The 21,364-nt window shown below is 44.1% G+C and carries 19 protein-coding genes; 8 read left to right on the top strand and 11 right to left on the bottom strand.

The genetic code is table 11. The annotated features are described in order from the left end of the window. The first annotated feature begins 117 nt into the window (after window positions 1-117). Window positions 118-1,152, top strand: a complete 1,035-nt coding sequence (locus L0991_06665) for an AraC family transcriptional regulator (protein XGB63747.1) — start codon at window positions 118-120, stop codon at window positions 1,150-1,152. Between the two features lie 52 nt (window positions 1,153-1,204). Here the strand turns inward: L0991_06665 and L0991_06660 are convergent, their stop codons facing one another. Both L0991_06660 and L0991_06655 read right to left on the bottom strand, forming a co-directional pair. After that, the gene (locus tag L0991_06660) at window positions 1,205-2,161 is read right to left on the bottom strand and encodes a chromosome partitioning protein ParA (GenBank protein XGB63746.1); all 957 of its coding nucleotides are present in this window, start codon (window positions 2,159-2,161) and stop codon (window positions 1,205-1,207) included. Between the two features lie 15 nt (window positions 2,162-2,176). After that, a complete protein-coding gene (locus tag L0991_06655; protein XGB63745.1) occupies window positions 2,177-3,511 on the bottom strand; it encodes a sphingomyelin phosphodiesterase in 1,335 nt (444 codons plus the stop codon). 426 nt (window positions 3,512-3,937) lie between these two features. Here L0991_06655 and L0991_06650 point away from each other — a divergent pair, with 426 nt between their 5' ends. Further along, window positions 3,938-4,459 (top strand): DUF2058 domain-containing protein, encoded by a 522-nt coding sequence (locus L0991_06650; protein ID XGB63744.1) that lies wholly within the window; start codon window positions 3,938-3,940, stop codon window positions 4,457-4,459. A gap of 162 nt (window positions 4,460-4,621) precedes the next feature. Here L0991_06650 and L0991_06645 read toward each other — a convergent pair whose 3' ends face one another. The 6 genes from L0991_06645 to L0991_06620 all read right to left on the bottom strand — a co-directional run bounded on the left by L0991_06645 (window position 4,622) and on the right by L0991_06620 (window position 12,882). Then, window positions 4,622-4,804 carry a hypothetical protein gene (locus L0991_06645; protein ID XGB63743.1) on the bottom strand — a complete coding sequence of 61 codons (183 nt, stop codon included), beginning with the start codon at window positions 4,802-4,804 and terminating at the stop codon, window positions 4,622-4,624. Window positions 4,805-5,000: 196 nt separating this feature from the next. Then, entirely contained in the window at window positions 5,001-6,620 is a 1,620-nt protein-coding gene (locus L0991_06640) for a type III secretion system effector protein (protein XGB63742.1), read from the bottom strand. A 4-nt stretch (window positions 6,621-6,624) separates the two neighbouring features. Then, window positions 6,625-8,910, bottom strand: a complete 2,286-nt coding sequence (locus tag L0991_06635; GenBank protein XGB63741.1) for a hypothetical protein — start codon at window positions 8,908-8,910, stop codon at window positions 6,625-6,627. 181 nt (window positions 8,911-9,091) lie between these two features. Beyond that, window positions 9,092-10,564: an aerolysin family beta-barrel pore-forming toxin gene (locus L0991_06630; protein ID XGB63740.1), complete on the bottom strand. Its 1,473-nt coding sequence runs from the start codon at window positions 10,562-10,564 to the stop codon at window positions 9,092-9,094. A gap of 408 nt (window positions 10,565-10,972) precedes the next feature. Then, window positions 10,973-11,734, bottom strand: a complete 762-nt coding sequence (locus tag L0991_06625; GenBank protein ID XGB63739.1) for a YdcF family protein — start codon at window positions 11,732-11,734, stop codon at window positions 10,973-10,975. Window positions 11,735-11,997: 263 nt separating this feature from the next. Next, window positions 11,998-12,882 carry a LysR family transcriptional regulator gene (locus tag L0991_06620; GenBank protein ID XGB63738.1) on the bottom strand — a complete coding sequence of 295 codons (885 nt, stop codon included), beginning with the start codon at window positions 12,880-12,882 and terminating at the stop codon, window positions 11,998-12,000. Between the two features lie 142 nt (window positions 12,883-13,024). Here L0991_06620 and L0991_06615 point away from each other — a divergent pair, with 142 nt between their 5' ends. Beyond that, the gene (locus tag L0991_06615; protein ID XGB63737.1) at window positions 13,025-14,029 is read left to right on the top strand and encodes an aldo/keto reductase; all 1,005 of its coding nucleotides are present in this window, start codon (window positions 13,025-13,027) and stop codon (window positions 14,027-14,029) included. A 9-nt stretch (window positions 14,030-14,038) separates the two neighbouring features. Beyond that, the gene (locus L0991_06610) at window positions 14,039-14,431 is read left to right on the top strand and encodes a heme-binding protein (protein ID XGB63736.1); all 393 of its coding nucleotides are present in this window, start codon (window positions 14,039-14,041) and stop codon (window positions 14,429-14,431) included. Window positions 14,432-14,534: 103 nt separating this feature from the next. On the opposite strand, the gene L0991_06605 is transcribed toward L0991_06610, so the two are convergent. The 3 genes from L0991_06605 to L0991_06595 all read right to left on the bottom strand — a co-directional run bounded on the left by L0991_06605 (window position 14,535) and on the right by L0991_06595 (window position 17,494). Beyond that, entirely contained in the window at window positions 14,535-15,908 is a 1,374-nt protein-coding gene (locus tag L0991_06605; GenBank protein XGB63735.1) for an L-cystine transporter, read from the bottom strand. 185 nt (window positions 15,909-16,093) lie between these two features. Next, a complete protein-coding gene (locus L0991_06600; protein XGB63734.1) occupies window positions 16,094-16,789 on the bottom strand; it encodes an NAD(P)H-binding protein in 696 nt (231 codons plus the stop codon). A 219-nt stretch (window positions 16,790-17,008) separates the two neighbouring features. Then, a complete protein-coding gene (locus tag L0991_06595; GenBank protein XGB63733.1) occupies window positions 17,009-17,494 on the bottom strand; it encodes a type II secretion system GspH family protein in 486 nt (161 codons plus the stop codon). Window positions 17,495-18,222: 728 nt separating this feature from the next. Here L0991_06595 and L0991_06590 point away from each other — a divergent pair. The 4 genes from L0991_06590 to cobU all read left to right on the top strand — a co-directional run bounded on the left by L0991_06590 (window position 18,223) and on the right by cobU (window position 21,361). Next, the gene (locus tag L0991_06590; GenBank protein XGB63732.1) at window positions 18,223-18,834 is read left to right on the top strand and encodes a flavin reductase family protein; all 612 of its coding nucleotides are present in this window, start codon (window positions 18,223-18,225) and stop codon (window positions 18,832-18,834) included. Window positions 18,835-18,906: 72 nt separating this feature from the next. After that, window positions 18,907-19,935, top strand: a complete 1,029-nt coding sequence (gene cobT / locus L0991_06585; protein XGB63731.1) for a nicotinate-nucleotide--dimethylbenzimidazole phosphoribosyltransferase — start codon at window positions 18,907-18,909, stop codon at window positions 19,933-19,935. After that, window positions 19,935-20,741, top strand: a complete 807-nt coding sequence (locus L0991_06580; GenBank protein XGB63730.1) for an adenosylcobinamide-GDP ribazoletransferase — start codon at window positions 19,935-19,937, stop codon at window positions 20,739-20,741. The genes cobT and L0991_06580 overlap by 1 nt, the downstream gene beginning before the upstream one ends. Before the next feature lie 26 nt (window positions 20,742-20,767). After that, window positions 20,768-21,361 (top strand): bifunctional adenosylcobinamide kinase/adenosylcobinamide-phosphate guanylyltransferase, encoded by a 594-nt coding sequence (gene cobU / locus L0991_06575; protein ID XGB63729.1) that lies wholly within the window; start codon window positions 20,768-20,770, stop codon window positions 21,359-21,361. The last annotated feature ends 3 nt before the right edge of the window (window positions 21,362-21,364 follow it).

The following is a 21,364-nucleotide window of genomic DNA, read 5'->3' as shown; positions in this document are numbered from 1 at the left end:
GGTGAGTTTAGTAGAATTTGGAGGTCATATTCGGACAAGAGTACGTGCTAATTCACGACTTGGTCACTATGGAGTACTTCAGTGACCGAAGTGCAATGAGTGATGAGGGAGATTTGATTGGAAATTATCGCAGAGTATATGCCAACGGAGCATCGCCACCAGTTAGGTACCTTAGATGTCACACTTTTACTCAATACGTTAGATCAAAAAGGCGTAGACGTTGAAACACTGCTTGGTTGTGCAGGGTTGGAATACCTAGATTGGAGAGACCCAAATGGAAAGCTCACATACGCAGATAAACTGTTTATCTTTCGTATGGCGAATCAGAATTTCCCAAATGAGGGGTTAGGTTTGTCGCTTGGGGAGCATGCAAGCTTGAGTCATTTTGGGGTGTTAGGTTATGCGTTATCAACCAGCCCAAATGTTGAAGAGGCGATCAAAGCCGGCTTTAAATACCTGCGGCTAAATGGGCCTATCTTTTCTGTAAAGTTGATTCGTGATGGCGAACTCGCTGCGATACAAATCGAGAACACGCTAGAGGTCGGCGAATTGCTTCCTTTCTGCAGTGAGTACTTTCTTAGCTCAATCGTCTCCTTGTTTAAAGAGCTGACCGGGGAAGCGTTATCTATTGAAGCTCTATCGTTACCTTACCCAAGTCCAAATTACGCAAAACTCTATGATAAGCGCTTTCGGTGTAAGGTCACTTTTGAGCAAAATGTCTGCGAGCTTAGGTTCGATGCTTCTGTTTTATTGCGGGTGTTACCGACTCATGATGCCTCGACTCTAAAACGTTACCTTAGGTCTTGTCAGTCGATTGTTGAGACGTTGGAGTCTGAGCATCTGCTTACTAACCAAATCAAAACCATCTTTTATCAAACTGCAGGTCATTTCCCGAGCATAGAGCGACTGGCAGAGCTGTTTGGTTGCAGTTCTCGTACCCTTAGACGCGAACTGAGCAATTATGAAACGAGTTATCAGCAACTACTGACAGAAGTGCGAGTCGAATTAGCCAAAGAGCTACTGCTCGCTACAAACATGAGTATTGACGATGTTGGTGAAAGGCTTGGCTACACTGATCCTGCCAATTTCAGAAGGGCATTTAAGGGCTGGCTTCATAAAACACCAGCACAGTTTCGCGATGGCCTCAGCTGATCCGCTCTCACGCTAGCTGGCCTGGTGATTGGGGCTAGATTGTCGAAAGAGGTTATTTAAAGAAGTTCTCCCGAAAGCTAGACACTTGTTGTTGATAGTAGTTATCCCATTCTTGGGTGCTCCAATCCCTATGGCTGGTGGATCGCAGCACATCTAAGGAGGACTTAAGTTGAGCGAACTGTTCGTGATAAGTCGCCACCGTTTGCTGTTGCTGCGCTACTTGTTGTTCACGAGCTACAATGTTGTTTGCTTGTGATTCATCTAAATAGGTCTCTTGTAGTTCTTTTTTAATGGAGACTAGCTCGGTTGGACTCAGGCTACTCGGAAGTAACGAGATAGCGAGTTCGTATTTTTTGGCTGCGGTATCTGTGTTTAATACTTCGGCTTGGCCTTCCCATTCCATAAGTAGGTTTTGGTAATGTGAAAAAAATTCCGTTGCTTCGACTTCTTTGATTAAGCTAGCGCTAAGCGTGAAATTTAAGTGCGAGAACTGATCGGAAAATAGTTTGTGGGCGAGTTCCCCCCATACTTGTTGTGCAGACTGCTCAAATACACGAACCCTTTCTTCTAAGGTCTCTATCGATTCAAGAGGCATGGTGCTCTCGACCGATTTCCACTCTGCAGAGAGAGTTGGGTAGTGGCTGAGTAATTCAAACCATTCGCTCGGTAACTCATCTTGTAACACAGAGAGTCGCGCCTTGCAGCTGCTAGCTTGTTGGCACAGCCCCCAAAACTGGTCAAGCTCACTAAACAAGGTTTTTCCCTTGAGATCTAACAGCTGCTCTGCAAAAACAACGTGATCAAAAGATTCTGGTTCATCTGTTGGGTATGAAGTGTTTGTTCGATTGTCGGCGATGTGACTAGCGGTCAACGGGCGATCTTCGGTGAAATCAGAAACGCCGCTGTGTTGAACCAAAGGAGGAGAAGTTTCAGGTTCTTTTGATGACCATGAATAGCTAATCATGCCCACCAATGTGGTGAGCATGATGATTAATATAACACGATGCATTGGTACTTTACCGCGCTACTTGATGATTGCACTAACAGGGAAATGGTCTGAAAGATTGTAGTGTTTCCAGAGTTCACTACTGGTGGAGCGAGGCACATCGACGCGGTTATTGTTGTGAATTTTAACCGCGTACTCAGAGCTGACGACGACATAATCAAGATATTCAACGTTTTCTCCGCCAGACATTGGTTCACCGGCGAAGTTATTTATACGTGGGTCGAATGTCGACGCCGTATAGCCTGAATACTCGGGTTCAATCGCTTGAAGGTTGGCAAACATCTCTTGGTAATCGCTAGGAAATTTAAGCTTGTTTACATTGAAGTCGCCGCTGTAAACGACCGTTTCTGACGCTGGAATATCTAGAGATTGAGCCAACGCGCGCATTTGCTTGAATTGACGTTGTCGGTAGTCACGAGCGGTGTCCGTGTCGAACGATGCAGTGTGAGTACCGAACACATGGTAAGCCTGGCCATTTTTGATGATCTCAGCGTAGTTCACACCCTTGTCAGCAAAGCAATCTGTGCCGGTACAGTCGGGGAATACATACTGAGCTTCATTGACGATAGGGTAGCGGCTGACAATCATCACACCGCCGTCATAAATGTTGATGCCATCTTTATCGAGCATCTTAGTTTGGTAAGGGTACTCTTTGGCCAGTTCACGTAAGAATTCATCTCGGCCGTTAGCAAACACCTCTTGAAGCGCGAGTACATCGTAACCTTTGACATACTGCGGGATCAGGTCATAACGGTCACCAATGTGTGAAGCAATGACAGGGAGTGCCCATATGTTGTATGTCATGACTTTTAGTGTATTCGCATCTGGTTCTGGCTGTTCGTCTACTTTTTCTGGCGTGATGGTGTAGTAAATATCATCGTAGCGCGCGGTGTTATCGGCTTTCAGTGCAAGCTCGGTATTTACGTCAAAGGCATCGGTTGTACTGCGGTGGATATTACGGTCGTTGTGAAGGATTAGGTTGATATCAGCAGCACTTAAGCCATGTTGTAAGGTAGAGTTGTACCAGTGTCCCTTCATGGTTTGATTGAGAATGATACTTTCACCAACCGCATTCGAAACCACAGTATCAAACTGATAAGTTTCCCCTGATTTAACACCAGTCCAGCGATTAAAGCTGATCAGTTTTTTGGTCTCCCATGGACCAATCTGTTCAACATGTTGTTGCCATTCGCCTCCAAATTTAAGGAGGTCTGTACCACTGTGACTCGCTTGAATCGTCATTACTTGGTTGGTGTTATTGGTCAGATACACGTCGGTATCGGCGATAGCTGTGGTAGATAAGCATGAAGCTGATGCAAGTAATGCACTCAAGCAAGTCCATTGATTTTTCATTGTTTACGTTATCCTTACTGATGGGTGTAATGAATAACGTAGTCAATAGATATTACGTTTGAGTTATAACTCTATATGCAATATTAAATTATGAGATATATGCCAAGGTTTTATAAAATCAATCAGTTATTGAAAATGAAAGCATTGTTTTAATGGAATGATAAGTGTTACGCGCGCGTAAAATAGAGAGCAATTAGGTATCGGCAGAGGGCATACTCCTAACTACCTCCCAGTTTTAGGTAGTGAAAATCTAACCGGTTATTACGTCCAAAGTGTGAAGTGCGATTAACGTAAAGCGACACGACGATTTACCTAGAGTGACTGAAATAAATCTAATAATTGATCCGTAATTTCGATTTGTTCAGTAAACAGAAAGTACAAAAACAGGTATGATAGAGCCGTTTTTAATCCTGAACTGGGAAAGTCATGGCAAAGTTAACACTCCAAGAGCAGATGCTTAAAGCTGGCTTGGTAAATGAGAAAAAATTAAAGAAGGCGAAGAAGGGCTCTAAAAAGTCTCGTGTTCAAGCTCGTGAAGCAAAAGCGGCAGCAGAAGAGAACAAGCTGGCGCAGCAAGCGAAAGATAAAGAGCTAAACCAACAGCTGAAAGAAAAGCAGTTGAGCAAAGAGATCAAAGCTCAAGTGAAGCAGCTGATCGACATGAACAAGATCGACCTGAAAAATGGTGAAATCAAATATAACTTCACCGATGGTACTTTAGTTAAATACCTATACGTTGAAGAGCTGACTCAAAAGCAATTGAGTAAAGGTATCTTGAGTATTGCACGTCAAGGCGAAAGCTATGTTGTGATTCCAACAGCGGTAGCAAACAAAATCGCTATGCGTGATGAGGAGTCAATCGTTGATACTCAAACAGCAAGCACTGATGAAGTTGACGAGGATGACCCGTACAAAGACTTCGTGATCCCTGATGATCTAATGTGGTAACACCAAGTTAACTGCTGCTTGATTCGCTGTATGTTTATGGCGTTGAAAGACAAAAAAAGCCCTGATGATATTACCATCAGGGCTTTTTAATTTTGGAGAACATAAACGTAAGCTGAGACGCTTTACTAGCGAGACAATCTCCGTTTTTCAACCCTGTGAGAGTTAGTCAGCGATGACCTCTGTGATATCGAACGCTGAATCTTGTGGGTAGTCTTTGAGCTGATGATATTCAATATGAGATTGCTCATAACCATCAAAATAACAGTCACCAATTTCGTTACGTGGACAAATATGGATATCGTCTCGTTCGATTAACTCTGTTGAGCAACATGGACAGTATTTCATAGCTCCTCCTGTAAGGGATCTCTGTCTTTAGCCGGCTTCATTAACTCAAACTTTTGTGTCGCTGTGATTGCATTTTTAAGTCACGTAACAGATTTGCTTGTCATAAACTGGCCCTTTGGAATTGTGATTAGCCATTAACAAAGGGCCTGCTGGATATGACGTTTAGCTGGTCGCAAGCTGGCGTTTTGAGCCTTGTTTACTGGATGCTACATATATTGAAGCGAGAGCGGCTACCACCTCCAAGCATTCTCACATTGTCTTTTCTACCCAGCGTTTTCCATGCCGTGCTTTCTTCTGCGCTAAGGTTTGATGGTTGGTAATCCAAGTTAGCGTATCGCGATACAACCACTTGTTTTTGAATGTTTTCTGAAAGACTGTCGATAACATTTGTTGTTACTTTGCCGTCAGAGTAGGCCATCACTAACACTTCGTCATTGTCTTCTAGTGCTGAGGTTAGGGCTGTTTGGTTGCCTTCGTTGTATTGAACATCCTGGTAACCTTGAGTCTCTTCTGTTTTTTTACCTGAAATCGCTCGGTATAACAGATTCTTTTTCCGTTTCTTTAGCGAACTCAATGGTGTTTCATTGGCGGCGCTGTATAGGTTGATCACTTTGATGTCGTTCTGTGCGGCGTATTTCAAAATGGAACTCTGGTTACTAAGGCCTCTTCGTGTCAGCGCTGGCGAGTTTTGCAGGCTTTGAGAAAGGCGCTGCTCGGTAGCATCAACGATAACAATCGCTGGGTTACTCCCTTCATTCAATGATTGTTGGAGTGCTTGTTTAACTTCTATATGAGCTTGTTTTCCTTCCACGGTATCCCATTTAGGGGCATGCTGAGGTGTTGCAGATGGTCTGGTTTCAAGAGTATAGGGTTGATAGTTGTAGTGCTCTTTCGGCCAATAAGTATTGCGCTTCTCTTTTCCTAGATCATCAGCCAAATGAAACTCGCTCACCACTTTTTCATTTTTCAAATACGCCTTCGCTTTCTCTTGTCCCAGTGCTTTCCAATGGAAATACATCTCTTCGCGAAGGTTGATCATTGATTGTCTGGCACTACTGATTTCCGTAACAGGATCTCGCCCGTTTTCAGCGTTGTTGTAGTGTGCAATTCCTGTCGTTTGATACTCATAATTCGGAATGACATATTCTGTGATTTGATTGGTGTCGGGATGTCGATGAGACTGGGGTGTACTGCCTTGTGGAACAGCGCCAGAAGCAAAGTCACGAGCATGAATGAGCTCATGTCCTAAAGCGACAGTTTGATCAAATGGTGTGTTCTTCCCTGGAATATTAACCATCTCGGTGGTGGAGAAGAGAATCGTATTTGATACCCCTTTGCCATTAAATTGTCGTTGCCATGCCAATGAAGCCTTTTGCTGGTCTTCGAATATCGAAGGCACTGTCTCGAATAGTCGGCCTGGACCTTCTGGTTCTCTGATCACAGTGACAACAGTGGCCTTTGATTGATCGACTCCAACCGTATGTTCAATTAACGGTTCAACAGCATCATCGGGTGCATTTACTGGTTCGTAGGTAGCAACTTGTCGTAAAATCTCACGTCCTGTTGGCGATAGTTGCAGGTTGCGAATCAACACGCTCATATCTGCAAGGTAGGCGTCACTTTTGGTTTGCACGTATAGATTTCTGGACATGCGATAAAGGTTTCCATAAGCCGCAGAATTGTACCCTTCGATGACTTTTACGCCGTCTGGAGCATCATAAAAAAGTCCAAATTCAGAGCCTTTTCCAGCAAATGTATGGCTTGAATTAACGAGCAGTACCAAGGCCAAGAAGGTTCGTGTAATGTTATGTTTCATAGACTTATTCCTCTAATGCCAGTTGGATTTCAATCCAATCTTCTAGGTCTCTAAGCAGCATATGGTTGATGTGTGGAAGCATAGTGAAGTCATCCTCCTTAACGATGGCTCCTAGTTGTGTTACTGCCGTTTGAATATCCCCTTGGCTTAATGTGCTCTTGATATCAGCTAGGTGTGACCAAAGCGGGTGAGTTGAGATTCCACCAACCTGAAACGAAATGGTATCTTCATGTTCTTGTGACAGGTAGCTCAGATGCAGAGGTGATAGCGTGCTGTTGAACAGTTGATGTTGATGAGTATTGCCTAGTGAAGTGTTGGCTTCAGACTGCTGGTGTTGTGCAATTTGCAGATAAAGAGACAGGTCACCCAATAAGTATTGAAGTTCATTAGCACTGGTTGTCTGCATTGCCATTTCTGAGAGCTTATCGATCGCTTGCTGCATGTTTCGCTCGACATTAGCTGCCGGTTTAGCCAGCACATCGTCTAAGATGTCCGCCATTTTAGGAGCGTAGAATCTTAGATTTTGTGCAGCATAAACACTTGGGTACGGCAGCGAATAATTGAGGGAACGGATGTAAGACAGCGATATCGCACGCTCAAACTGAGGCTGTATAAAACTTTTAAAGACCTCATATTGGTTGATCTGGCTTAACACTCCACCTGTTGGGCGCTCGGTTAGCAGAAGTTCATACCAGCGACTGATCTGGTACCAGCTGGTGCGATTTTCCAGTTTAGAGCCATCGAGCCCCTTGTTGTTGAGGTAATCCGTCAATGTTGTTTGATAACTCAGAGTCTCCAAGTTTGAAAGGAGTGATAGTTGTTGCTCAAATATCTGATTAGAAAGTTGGCCTGATATGTAGGCGCTAGCGGTATTAATAAGTTGAGTTCTAAACAAGTCTGCAGGCCAGCCAGAGGTTACTCTCGATGCTATATATTGGTCGACATTGAACTCGACTCTTTTCATTAATACGTTTGAGAGTTCAGGGTCTTTTTTAGGGTGATAAGTATCGTATAAAGCGCCCGAATCTCTACATGCATCGATAGAAGCTTGGATTCCTCCAGGCGCAACGGAAGGAATGCCCCAGCAAGTTCTTGCGGGACGTATCTCTACAGTCGCGGTTTTGAGTTGTTCCTCGCTGAGGTAATCGATATCCCACATTTCTTTTGCATACTCTCTTAAGCCACTCTGTCTCGCTTGAAACTCCAAGGTGCCTCGGTTGAGTGTGCTTTGATTGATCATTGCAGTGATGTGTGGTTTTGCTCTGTTGCTTACTCCGTTGATTAATCTTTGTCGGTGTTCTTCCAGCTGACGAAAAGCAATGCCGACCAGTTCCGTTTTCTTGGCGTGTACTTTTAAAGCAAGTTCGTGATACTCGGGTGCGTTTAGCTTGTTAATGAGGTTATCAATTCGAGCTGGTCCTTGATGACTAACGCAGTTTTCGAGCTCACTGGGAGAGGTATATGAACCTTGGCATAAAGGTTGGTGCAAATTTGTATCAACAGAAACGTGGCCCAGAGATTTCAAAAGCTCTAGATCGATTCGTGCCATTTGCTTAGATAGTTGTCTATCGTATGCAGAAGCTAGTCGGCGATATTCGGTATCAGCTTGCAGAAGTAGGTGGTCGACATACATAGAAGCGCTCTGCTTTACGTGATTGTCATATTTATTGAGTAGTGTAATCGCGTCTTCTTTTTTGTGGTGAAACCGAGCAAATTCTGATGAGTGGTTAGCGAATACGTAGTGTGTTTGTTGCTCAAACTCTTCAATTTTCTGTTTGGCCGCGAAGTACTTGATATCACTCGACAATAGGTTTAACTCATCACCCACTAGCGGAACGATGGAAAAAACAGACGCGGCTTTATCAAGGCGGGTAGAGGATTCCTGAGAGAATGTACTCACCATATTGTCTAGCCAAAAGCCCACTGCGACAGCATCTCCAACTGGCCCTAGAACTTCCAATGTAGAAGATCCCGCTTTACCGAGGCGGTTGAATAGACTTTGCTCGCTTAGTGGACTTTCAAAAGTTTGCGGGACGCTCGCGAGTGCTTGCTCTGTTTGTGGCCAAGCTGCAGAAAAAGAATTCGTATGAGCACCGTGCTCGAGTTCGCCAAGTGCAATGCCAAACTGTGGCTCTGAATACACTTCGTTTCGAGCCCAGGATGTAATACGATTCTGGTTAATTGCATCTAATGATTGAGTATCTTGGACGCCGTCACTAAGACAAAATGCGACGGATAAGGGGCTATAGACAATGGCAGCGAGCCGCCATAAATGGGTTTTCTTGGTCATAGTTAAATATTGGCTTTTTTGGTGGTTGGGAGTAAAAGCACTTCTCGAACACTGCTCACGGACGACAGAGGGAAACTGCCCAGAATGGTTGTTGAATAAGTGCGTTGGCTTTTGGATATGGAAGTAGCAAAAAAGCTCACCACCCAAGTGATGAGCTTAATGTTGGGATACAGCTGTGTTTTTAGTGTTGTATTGGAGTAATCATTAGCTGGGCATCGCGATAACCGAGTCGATCTAGCGCTTCAGGGTCGAAATCGGTCACGACGGTTACATCACCAGCATGATAGGTTTTGTGGTTGGTTAGTACGCCCACAACATCAAATGAATCGACAGAGTGCTCAGCACCGATATCGATCATCCCAGAGTATTGTGATTTGGCATAAAACTGACCAGACACATGAGAGTAAAACGGGCGAACACTCGCGCCTGCGGCATATTGCATGCTGCTCAGGCCATATTCATTGATTGCCCAACTCCAATCCCACCATTTCATCTCACCAGGAATGTAACGGTGGTCCCATTGGTAACGGATATTGGCTTGCTCATCGCTGTTGGTACCCATGGTAAACGTGTGTGAGACTGTAGGGCGGTTGGTCGGGTGTGAATCTAAAGCATTGCCGCTGTAGCGCAGAAATCCTGTGAAGTTCACGTCGTAACCCATGTTTGCTTCGATGCGATAAGGGTAAGAGATAGTTGAGCGCAAGAACTCAACTTGAAAAGGAAGCACAGAGTTAGCGGGTACCGTTAAGATGGCTTGAAGGTCACTCGCCTCAGAATGTTGACCACTATTGGTATCAGAGAAATGTTGGCCTTTTTCTAACACCACTCGCACATCCGTTTTTCCTGCTTGAGGCCAGCTGAAGTCCTCGTCGAGTGTAACAACGTCCGCAAGATCAAAGCGATTGGTTTTGTTCCACTGTGTGGTCTGTAGGAAATGCAGATCGACGATGATCTGTTTCGGCTGATCTGTCTCGTTGATTGCATAAGCGGAAAGGGTGTTGATCTGCTCTTGGTCTGTCTCTTTAACGGTGCCGTACGAGAATCCCTGAGTATCCAGTGTGTAGGAAAACTTATCGACTGTAATCGTCGTTTTCTCATTACAACGGTCACCTGAACAGCTTCCATTACTATTCCCTTTGATTTCCCAACCATCACTAAGTTGCGTTATCGCCATGTCCTGTCCGACATAACGGCAATTGTCGCCGCCCACCCACGCATAACCAAGGTTGTTTGCTAGGTATGCTAATGGTCTAACGAAGTTCGAATTGTCGTTGACTAGAGTTCTTTGAACCTCAAGGTTGCTGCTTTCTGGGATAACTTGTGCATCGTAGTAAGGTAAGCCCGCTTCAGGTTTATTAGGGTAACACCAGGTTTTTTCATTTGGCTGGCCATGCTTGATAAGGCCGTGGTAGCCAGAGCCCATGATCACCCAATCATCTTGAAGGCCGATGATATCCCAAACGTTCATACGAGAAACAAGGGCGGCTTTGTGCTCCTGTGCTTCTGAGTAAGTAAGTGGGCGATAGTCATGACGACAACTATCCTCGCCAAGGTCGTCTAACACGACTTGGTCTGAGTAGATCTTTGCGTTAACGGAATGAGGCGTTAACGATATGGCAGCGCTAATTAGTACAGTTTTACTGACGTTGAACATGAATGAGTTCCTAATGGCCATTGTTTGGCATTTTATTAGATTCTATTTTTAGTTTTGTTTTATATATGGTGTGAAGCCGAGGGCTCCTAGCGGCACGTACTCTGTCACATAAAAGGATCGCAAAAATACTGAAATGAATTGAAAATAAATTCATATATATTTCAAGTGCTTATGATTGTTCGAGTGGCGTTTGAGAAAGCTTTTTCTTTTTGCATTCTATTTTGATGAGTAAATAGGTTGGATTAGAAAGTGACTGGTGTTGAGGACTCTAGAAATTGAAGGGAGATAGTTTAACTTTGGAGTATCACTGGCATAAAAAAATGCAGCGATAACCTTAGGGCCGTCGCTGCATTTTCATCTATTTAATTGCTCTAGTTAGAGCTTTATCGGTAACCAAAGAGTAATGCGTTATGCATCACCAGGCTTCTCGCGTTTGCTATTCCAACCCATAAAGTTGTAGATATTATACCTCGCAAAACCGATTTGCTCGTGCAGTGCGAAGTCAGTCACAGCAAAGTTGTACCACAAAGGAAGCCACGAAACCTGCGCTGCCATGTAATCGGATCTAACCGGAATGACCTCTAATCCGAAGTGGTTGAAATAGAGCTCACTGCGGCGAATATGTAGACCAGATGAAACCAGAATAATGTTGTCGAATTGGTGGTGCTTCATCAAGTCGCTGGTTAGCTGTGCATTTTTCCATGTATTCACGCTGTTAGGCTCTCGGATGATGTCAGCTTTTGGTACGCCAAGTCTCAGCAATTGTTGCTCGTAAATTTCCGCTTCTGTCACGCCGTTGCCTTGTGCGTCACCACCACTGATGATTACTTTGCACTTAGTCTCCGATTTTGCACAATCTTTATATTGGCTTGCCGTTTCACTGATTCGACCATAAGAGAAAAATGTTGGTTCGAAATCTTGTGTGCTTTGAATAAACTGAGTGCCAGCACCGAGAAGAACAATTGCATTATTATCCGACCATTGTATATCTGGTTTACTTTCGTAATTTGCTTGCAGATCATCTAATAAATAACGAGGAATTAACCCCGTACCAATCAGCACAAATGACGATAAGAGAATAAAGGAGAGAAAATAAGAGGTTTTTCGCCACTGAAGTAAACGAGTCGCGAAAACGAATAATAGAAGGAATAAAAGTATAATAAAGCTCATTGGAATCCTGTTATCGAACTTTTGCTATGGGTAAATGCTATGTTTGAAACGGTGCATCATATATCATTTTTATAAAATTACTCCAGATAACCCATTGTATTATTGAACAAATGCACGCTTAACGTTTATAACGAATGAATAAGTCCACAAAAACGCTTTATTATTGTTCGATAGCTCTTCTCAGATAATAGTCAGAAATTTATGAGGTTATTTAAACCTTTTGCTGTACTGTTAATTGCTTCCTGATCTGTAACCGCAATCGGCTATTCGTTTAAATTTTCAAAGTAACTCTGAACAAACTTAATAAACACTTGATGCTTTTTAGCAGGGTAAATAACTTGCGGATAGAACAGATAAATACTGTTACCTTGCTGCAGGCACTCATCAGGTAATACTCGTTCTAGCTCTCCACGTTCAACTTCTTTGTCAACGTAATAACTGGCAATACGAATAATGCCGTTGCTCGATAGGGCTTGCTGTTTAAGTAGGTGATTGTCATTGCTTGAGAGCCAGCCCGAAACATCAATGTTTGCAGATTTTAAAGGCCACTCAGTTTGATGCAGTGTGGCTAAACACTGGTGACTATTTAAGTCGCTCACACTGGTGGGACGACCAAATTGGTCAAGGTAACCGGGAGTTGCCACTAAATCATGTTGATAGGCGAACAAATGCTTCGCAATCATGTTGTCTGGTGGGGTGTTGGTTGCTCGAAAAGCGATGTCGATATCATCGTGGTTGAGGTTAAAGTTGGTATAACTGCTGTTTATCTCAAAGCGAATCTCAGGGTATTGCTGTCTAAATTTCTGGCAGATGTCGAACAAGAAGACTTCTGCAAACATCTTTGGTGCGGTGAGCCGCAAAGTACCTTTGACGATATCGTGCTGTTCGGAAACGCTGCGTTCAAGTTGCAATACTTGAGAACGAATGGTTAACCCTTGTTGCAACGCACGTTCACCTTCTTGAGTTAATCGAACACTGCGTGTAGTTCGAACGAGAAGAGGACACTGCAAGTCATTCTCAAGACGCTTAATTTGCTCTGAAAGGTAGCTCTTGGATATGCCGAGCTTTTCCGCTGCCTTGGTAAAGTTAAGTTGCTGAGCTAACTCTACAAATAGGATCAGTCGTTCTATTCTCTTATGCTCGTTCATTCGTGTATTCCTTCAAAACTGCTCGCCCCTATTGTTCGTCATAACAAACAATCATTTCGCTATTAGCATATTCTGTTTTTTTAAAAGAACAATAAGATAAAGGCATATTTAGTGGCATTAGACCTTCAAAGCGAGATCAGGTATGACGAACAACATTGATTCAACAAGCAAAACCGATAACAACATTCCTTTATCAAAATACTTACCGGGCGTCGGACAAATCGCCTATGGATGTATGGGACTGGGAGGTGGTTGGAACGATAACCCGGTAACGGCCGCTGATGCATCGCAAACACGTAGCGTAATCGACACGGCACTAGAGTCGGGAATCAACCTGTTTGACCATGCTGATATTTATACTTTCAGTAAAGCAGAGCAAGCCTTTGGCCAAGCGCTACAACAAGCACCAGAGTTGCGTGATCAAATGTTCATTCAATCCAAGTGTGGTATTCGTTTTGAAGGTGAAGGCAACGTGGGTCGTTATGATTTCTCGGCAGGTTGGGTAAGCCAATCGGTAGAAGGCATTCTGAATCGCTTAAATACCGAAAAGCTCGATGTGTTGCTTTTACATCGTCCTGATCCGCTGATGGGACTCGATGAATTGGCAAGAACGCTTGAGAATCTGAAAGCTCAGGGCAAGGTCGATTTCTTCGGGGTGTCGAACATGAACAGCCACCAAATCCAATATCTACAGTCGGCGCTCGGCCAACCTATTGTCGCCAACCAAATTGAAATGAGCTTAGCAAAGCTTGATTGGTTGAATGATGGTGTGATGATTAACTCGCAAGGTCATCACCAATCGGATTTTGCTGCAGGCACATTGGAGCATTGCCAAATGAAGGGTATTCAACTGCAAGCATGGGGCTGTTTGGCGCAAGGTCGTTTTGCAGAGCAAGGCTTGTATTCAGAACACGAGAACGTGAAAAAGACCGCGCATTATGTCGCGCAGTTAGCAAACCAATACGGCGTAGAAAGTGAAGCGATCGTATTGGCGTTTTTACTTCGTCACCCAGCAGGTATCCAACCTGTCATTGGCACTACCAACCTAGGTCGAATCAAGGCGTCTTCAAAAGCGACACAAATTAATCTCACTCGAGAAGAGTGGTACAACTTATACGTGTATTCGCGTGGTCAGGCATTGCCGTAGGAGCTTTATATGTTGAATCAAAATTTGGTGCAGCAGCTCGTAGACAAAGCCGTCGATATTGCTGGAAACAACGATCAAGCTATTGCAGTGAGTGTGTGTGATACACACGGTGAACTGTTGGCATTTATGCGAATGAATAACGTGAGTGTGCAAGCGGGGCTGTTGGCACAAAACAAAGCTTATACCTCAGCTAGAGATAGACAACCGAGTGGTAATTTGGGGCGCTGGGCAAGAGAGACAGGCAAAGACTTGAGCTACTGGACCGATTCTCGGATCACTGGCTTCAAAGGCGGTGTTCCAATTGAACATCAAGGGCAGGTGATTGGCGCTATAGGTATTAGTGGATTGAGTGAAGACGACGATGAGGCATTAGCTGAGAACGTGATTCGATTGGTGCTTTAAGTTCTACTTTTTACAAAGTGGTTCTGAGATAAGACAGATAATAAAAAACCGATGCATGGGCATCGGTTTTTGTCTATTTGTCTATTTGTCTTTGGATTCAGAATTAAGCGTTCGCTTGTTCCAAATCTTGTTGCTTGTCTTTCTTACCTAACAGGCGACTTGTAATTGTACCGGCTGTCATTGCACCAGATACGTTAAGCGCTGTACGAGCCATGTCGATAAGTGGTTCGATAGAGATAAGCAGTGCTGCAATTGTTACTGGCAGACCCATGGCTGGCAGTACGATAAGTGCTGCGAACGTTGCACCACCACCTACACCTGCGATACCGAAAGAGCTCACTGTAATGATTGCAATTAGAGAAAGGATGAAGTTGATGTCCATAGGGTCGATACCAACCGTAGGTGCAACCATCACTGCTAGCATTGCTGGGTAGATACCCGCACAACCGTTTTGACCAATTGTTGCACCAAAAGAAGCAGATAGGTTAGCAATTGCTGGTGGCACGTTTAGCTTCGTGATTTGAGCTTCAACGTTCAGTGGAATCGTTGCTGCAGAACTACGCGAAGTGAAAGCGAACGTTAGAACAGGCCAGATTTTTTGGAAGTACTCTTTTGGGTTTACGCCAACAAAAGAAACCAACACACCGTGAACAACGAACATCAGCAGAATTGCAACGTAAGACGCTACGATGAAACCAAGTAGGCTTAAAATGTCAGATGCGCTTGATGTTGCTACTACTTTCGCCATTAACGCTGCGATGCCGTATGGCGTTAGTGCCATGATCATCTTAACTAAGCGCATCACGATAGATTGAGCGGCTTCAACGAACGTACGAATTGGAGATTCTAGTTCTTCTTTCTCTGCCATTACTTTGCGAGCTGCAATACCCGTTAGCACACCAAAGATAACAACCGCAATGATAGACGTAGAGCGAGCACCCGTTAGGTCTGCAAATGGGTTGGTTGGAATGAAGCTAACCAGCATTTGTGGAATCGTTAGATCCGCAACTGTACCAATGCGGCTTTCTAGTGTTGCGATACGCGCTGTTTCGCGAGCACCTTCTGTTAAACCTTCAGCAGATAGGCCAAATGCTTGAGTCACAACAATACCGACAATTGCAGAGATTGCCGTTGTCGCAAGTAATACAGAAATCGTGATGCCAGAAATCTTGCCCAGTGAACCGCCTTTTTCAAGTTTCACTACTGCAGCAATCATTGAAACCAATACTAGTGGCATGATCACCATTTTCAGTAGGCCAACGTAACCACGACCGACAATGTTTACCCAGTCTAGTGTTTCTTTGATAACAGGATTACCTTCACCAAATAGCAACTGAAGGCCAAGACCAAAAGCACTACCGAAAACTAAACCCAATAGAACTAAGCGCGATAACGTGTTTTCTTTTTTCTGCTGTCCGTAGAGAAAGAAGAGGATACCAGTGAATACCGCTAAGGCAGCGATAGCTGAAAATGACATTTGTTTTCCTTATGAATTTCTTTAAATCGATAGGGCGCTTAGATATATGGGCGCGAATACTGTTAGCTACAGTAGCGACCTGTAACAAAACGTAAAATAAGGAAAAGTAATTAAATAGAACAATAGGTAATATCCACTGAATAGTATGAGTGGATATTCAACATTATGGTGAATAGGTGAGCTTTTTAGCGATATTTTGCCAATAAATTGAGCATGTCATTGGATGAGTAAATTTCGATATTTTGGAAATTATTTTCGAACAATCGGAACAACATGGCCTGAGCGACATCTTTCGATTGGATAGGGCGTAGGTTTTTGAATTTCCCAAACATAAAAGGCGATAGAAGTGGAAACACGCTTTGTAGCAGTTTTTCGTCGGCTCTTGGTTCTTCTCGTTCGCCAACCAATGGCCCTGGACGCGCAATGAACAGTTGCTTGAAGCCGATACGCTTTAAGTTCTGCTCCATTTGACCTTTGCATTTGAGGTAGTGTGAATAGGAATCGACCGATGCTCCATAGCTTGATACGACCGCGACCCTTTGCACTCCCAAGAACTTCATCGATTGTGCGACCTGACTGACAAGCTCAACATCGACCTTTCGTAATGCTTCTTTCGAGCCTGCCTTTTTCTTGGTGGTACCTAAGCAAATGACCCCGAGATTGGGTGTGGTTTTGGTTTCGTCCCAACTGGTAACTTGCAGATCACTGTGAATCAGCGTGTGGAGCTTTTCTGAGTGGAACTGTGGATCGAGCGCTCTTCGGGACAAAGCGTAAATGTGTTCTATTGCAGGCTCGTTGATAAGCAGGCTCATCACATGACGACCAATTAGCCCGGTAGCACCAGCCACTATGATTGATGTCTTATCTCCAGAAATGCTCATAACTATCCCTAACGTTTACGTAAGTCACTGTTTCAATTTAAACCTTCTTGTTCAATGACGAAAACTTGTTCGCTTTTAATGTGAAGGCACGTGCAAATTAGATACGAGCGATCGGCATTAGCTATAGGAAAGTTGTGTTGTGGGAACAAAAAAGCCCGCGTATACGGGCTTAAAGAGATCTGGCAAGAAATGTTCGTAATAGATTTTCAAGTTAAGGGATTAACACCCGTCATAGAATTTATTGATTGTCAGATCGCCAATGTTGATGAGTTGGGTTTGATCTAACGTGTAAGACCTAGTGAATTGCACAAAACAGTTATAGCCCTTTAGCTCTCTAAATTGCCTTTCTCTGCCCGTGTAGACTATGAGGGTTGGGTTGAATTTTGGCCCATAGCTGAGCAACTGATAGTCATCAGTCTGCATCGCGTTTTTGATATTGTCTGAATCTAATGCGATAGCACCCCATCGAATCCATATATCTTGGTCCGGCAATTGCGCGAGCTTTTCATTCTCTAAACCTTCAATGGTTGCTTTGCCCATGACTATTTCATTGGTTGCGTTGAAGGCTCCAATGAACCCATCGAGAGTGGCTATGGTTGCGTCAGACTTGATGTTCAAAAAGCGCGGTGCTGCTGCCACAGCGATAATGCCTAAAACAGCGATCACGGCGACTAACTCGATTAATGTAAAGCCTTTGTTCTTCATAAATCCCCTTAATGATTAATGGGGCGATACTAACAACTAGGATTCGAGAGTAAATAAACCCTAGTCACTTATAAGCTTATGAAATGTAAGGCTAAGTTTACGGAGTGTGACAAGTAAGCCAATGCTTGGTTTTTGGGTGGCAGAATGACTTTAAAGTGAACTGATTGTCTAACTATTGAGATTTTAATGAGCCAATGAAATCTTGTGTTGATATGATTTAAAAACTCAAAACCCCAAAAATAACAAAGCCCGTTGGGCGACGGGCTTGTTACTTGCTTCGCAAACTTAGGTGAAGGACAGTGGGATTTTCCTTACCTTTTTGCTAGTTTTCTTGCTTGATTTATTTGGTTTTCTTTTGCTTGAGTTTGGAATCATCGCACCTCCTAAATCAATTTACTGAGCTTTACTTTTTTCAACCGGTTGTGTTGCTTGGTGTTGCATTTTGTAGCTAACAGTGTGGGTGTTCACTGTATGGGTACTTATCAATGGAGAGATTAACAAGTACTTTGAAAAAAGCATAAAGGGTGCCAAAACGTAAGTTATTGATTCTTGGTTGTCATGGCAAACGAAGTACAATCTGTTAGTCTTTTTGATTCTCAAATTGAGAAAATGTCGGTTTAAACTGCTCAAATTAAGAACATCCTCCCCGCTTTAGTTGATATAACGATAGATACAGCCTCACTTAACACGTAAACTAAATCGTAATCCCCATAGACCAAGGATGTGCTATGAACCTCAAGCTAGATACTCTCGCTCCTACTCAGATTTACCACCTGATGACGCAAACCGTTGTCCCTCGTCCTATCGCCTGGGCGTTAACTGAATCTGCTGACCAAGAATACAATTTAGCGCCTTTCTCTTATTTCACGCCTGTTTCAAGTAACCCGCCACTGCTGATGTTATCGGTCGGGAAGAAGCCATCGGGAGAAATCAAAGACACCACTCGTAATGCCCATGAGACGGGTAAGCTAGTTATACATATCGCATCGTCGAATTCAGCTGAAGTGATGACCGCGACTGCAGCTACTCTTGAGTATAATGAGTCAGAAGTAACCGCGAATAACATTGAATTAGTTGAATTTGAGGGTTTTTCCTTACCGAGAGTGAAGCAGTGCGCTGTGGCTTTTGGTTGCACACTCTATGAGGTAAAAGAAGTCGGTGAGGTGCCACAAAGCCTTATCTTTGCGCAAATTGAGCAGGTGTATATAGCTGAAGAGGTGATCGATAAAGAGAGCGACCGCCTGAAGATAGATGCGCTCGAACTGGATCCTTTATCTCGACTAGGTGGAGGCGAATACGCCACGCTATCCAACGTGTTCTCGGTAGCTCGTCCTAAGTAAGCGTTATTCAATTGAGCTTCAACCGGATAATAACGCTAAACCCCATTCTGTAATCTAAGTACCAATAATTTTATGTTAGATACCAAATACTCACAGCAAATCCAACACCGTATTGATCAAAAAACTAAGCCGCTTGGGGCATTGGGTTTACTTGAAAAAACTGCCTTTCAATTAGCATTAATTCAGAGCCAAGGACAAGAGTCGGCGGTCGAACATATCGAATTGAACAAGCCGAGCATCATTATATTCGCAGGTGATCATGGCATCGCTGACGAAGGTGTGAGTATTGCGCCAAGTGCCGTCACGCAACAGATGGTCTTGAACTTCCTAAATGGTGGCGCGGCGATCAACTGTTTCTGTGCAGTGAACAACATCGACATTACGGTAGTCGACACGGGCATCCTATTGCCAGTTGAAGCTGATTCATCAATGCTAGTGTCACAACGCTTGGGTACACGAACCAATAACTTTGCCAACGAAGCCGCAATGAGTTTAGAAACGGTAGAACGTGGTATTGAACTGGGCGCGGAGCTTGTATCTAGAACCATTTCGAATGGCACGAACATTGTCATGTTCGGTGAGATGGGTATTGGCAACACCAGCAGCGCGTCTGCGATTTTAAGTGCGCTAGCAAACCGAACTGCGACAGAGTGTGTTGGTTTAGGAACCGGCATCAATAAACAACAACTCGCATGTAAAGTGGCGCTGGTTGAACAAGGTGTTGCGCGCTGTAAAGGGCTCGATCCTAAATCGATTTTAGCTCAAGTCGGTGGTTACGAGATTGTGCAAATGGTGGGTGCCTTCCTTGGTGCTTACCACAACAGAACGCCAGTATTGGTCGATGGTTTTATTGTGTCAGTTGCGGCGTATGTTGCGACTTTAATTGAGCCTAACTGTCGCGATTACATGATGTTTGCGCATCGCTCTGAAGAGTCTGGACACAAAATTTTACTAGACCTGCTCAATGCCGAGCCATTGCTTGACCTTGGTTTAAGGCTAGGTGAGGGGACAGGCGCAGCACTGGCGATGCCAATCCTTCGAGCGGCGGCAGAGTTTTACAACAATATGGCGAGTTTTGAGAGCGCTGGAGTCACCGTTTAATGAGTGATACGCCAGAAAGATCATTAAAAGATCGCGCAGCTTATCAATGGGAACTGTTTTCGTTAGCCATGGGCTTCTTTTCTCGTTTGCCGATGCCAAAGAATACGCCTTATTCAGAAGAGCGTATGAACCGCTCTGGTCGCTACTTCTCTACTGTTGGCTTACTACTTGGTGTGTTGTGCGGTGGGATATTTTTATTGCTTGATGCTGTACTACCAAGTGCTATTGCCATCTTTTTGATGATGAGTTTCAGCTTGATGCTCACCGGTGCTTTCCATGAAGACGGCTTGACCGATATGGCGGATGGCATTGGTGGTGGCATGACGCTCGAACGCCGTTTGACCATCATGAAAGATAGTCGAATTGGCAGTTATGGCGCATCTGCGTTGATAATGGCACTGCTTGGTAAGTGGGTGCTGTTGAATGAATTGGTCAGTATGGCCGGATTGTTCACGATCATTGTAACGGGTTACACCTTTAGTCGTGCGATTGCGGCATCCCTTATTTACGACATGCCTTATGTCAGCGATTTGGATACTAGCAAGAGCAAGCCTCTAGCCAATAAGCAAACTAAGGGCGAACTGGTTTTTCTTATGCTGATTGGTTTGTTGCCGAGCTTGTGGTTTGGTTTGGCGTTTACCTTTGTATTGGCACTCGTCGCTTACGTGTTCAGGATAGGATTCAAAAAGTGGCTCATCGCGCGAATCGGTGGCTTCACAGGAGACTGCTTGGGCGCTGCTCAACAGTTAATGGAACTACTGATTTACATCGTGTTTGTGGCGGGTTTTTATAACGGCTTTATGTAACGCATTCAGGGTATTAGAGGCCATACATGACAACGAAAAATCAAGCGTATCAGAGTCATCGACATCTTGTTTTAGGTGGTGCACGCTCGGGTAAGTCGAGCTTTGCAGAACAACAAGCATTATGTGCGCTCGAAGCATGTTCAAATGGTCGTTTGCATTACATTGCGACCGCTACGTATCTGGACGATGAAATGCGTGAGCGAATCGCTCATCATAAAGATCGTCGTGGTGAAGAGTGGATAGAACATGAAGTACCTGTCGAATTAGCCGCTAAACTGCAGTCATTCAAGAAAGACGATGTGGTACTGATTGATTGCTTAACACTATGGCTCAATAACATCATTTTCGAACTGGGTGATGATGCAACTAATGCCCAGGTTGAGGCTGTGATTGAATCTTTGGTTGTAAGCGTAGAGCATAGCCCAGCACAGATCATCATGGTATCGAACGAGGTGGGGTTAGGGGTTGTTCCTCTAGGGAAAGTATCGCGCTTATTTGTTGATAATGCTGGTCGCATGAACCAAGCACTTGCTCGCGTTGTCGAACATGTCACTCTAATAGCCGCGGGGTTGCCACTACACCTTAAGCCTTCAAATCATTCTATTAACGCTCAAGGCTAGGTC

It is taken from the genome of Vibrio chagasii (assembly GCA_041879415.1).
Taxonomy (GTDB): Bacteria; Pseudomonadota; Gammaproteobacteria; order Enterobacterales; family Vibrionaceae; genus Vibrio.
Note: the sequence above shows the minus strand (reverse complement) of the source record. Positions and strands in the feature narration are given on the sequence as shown.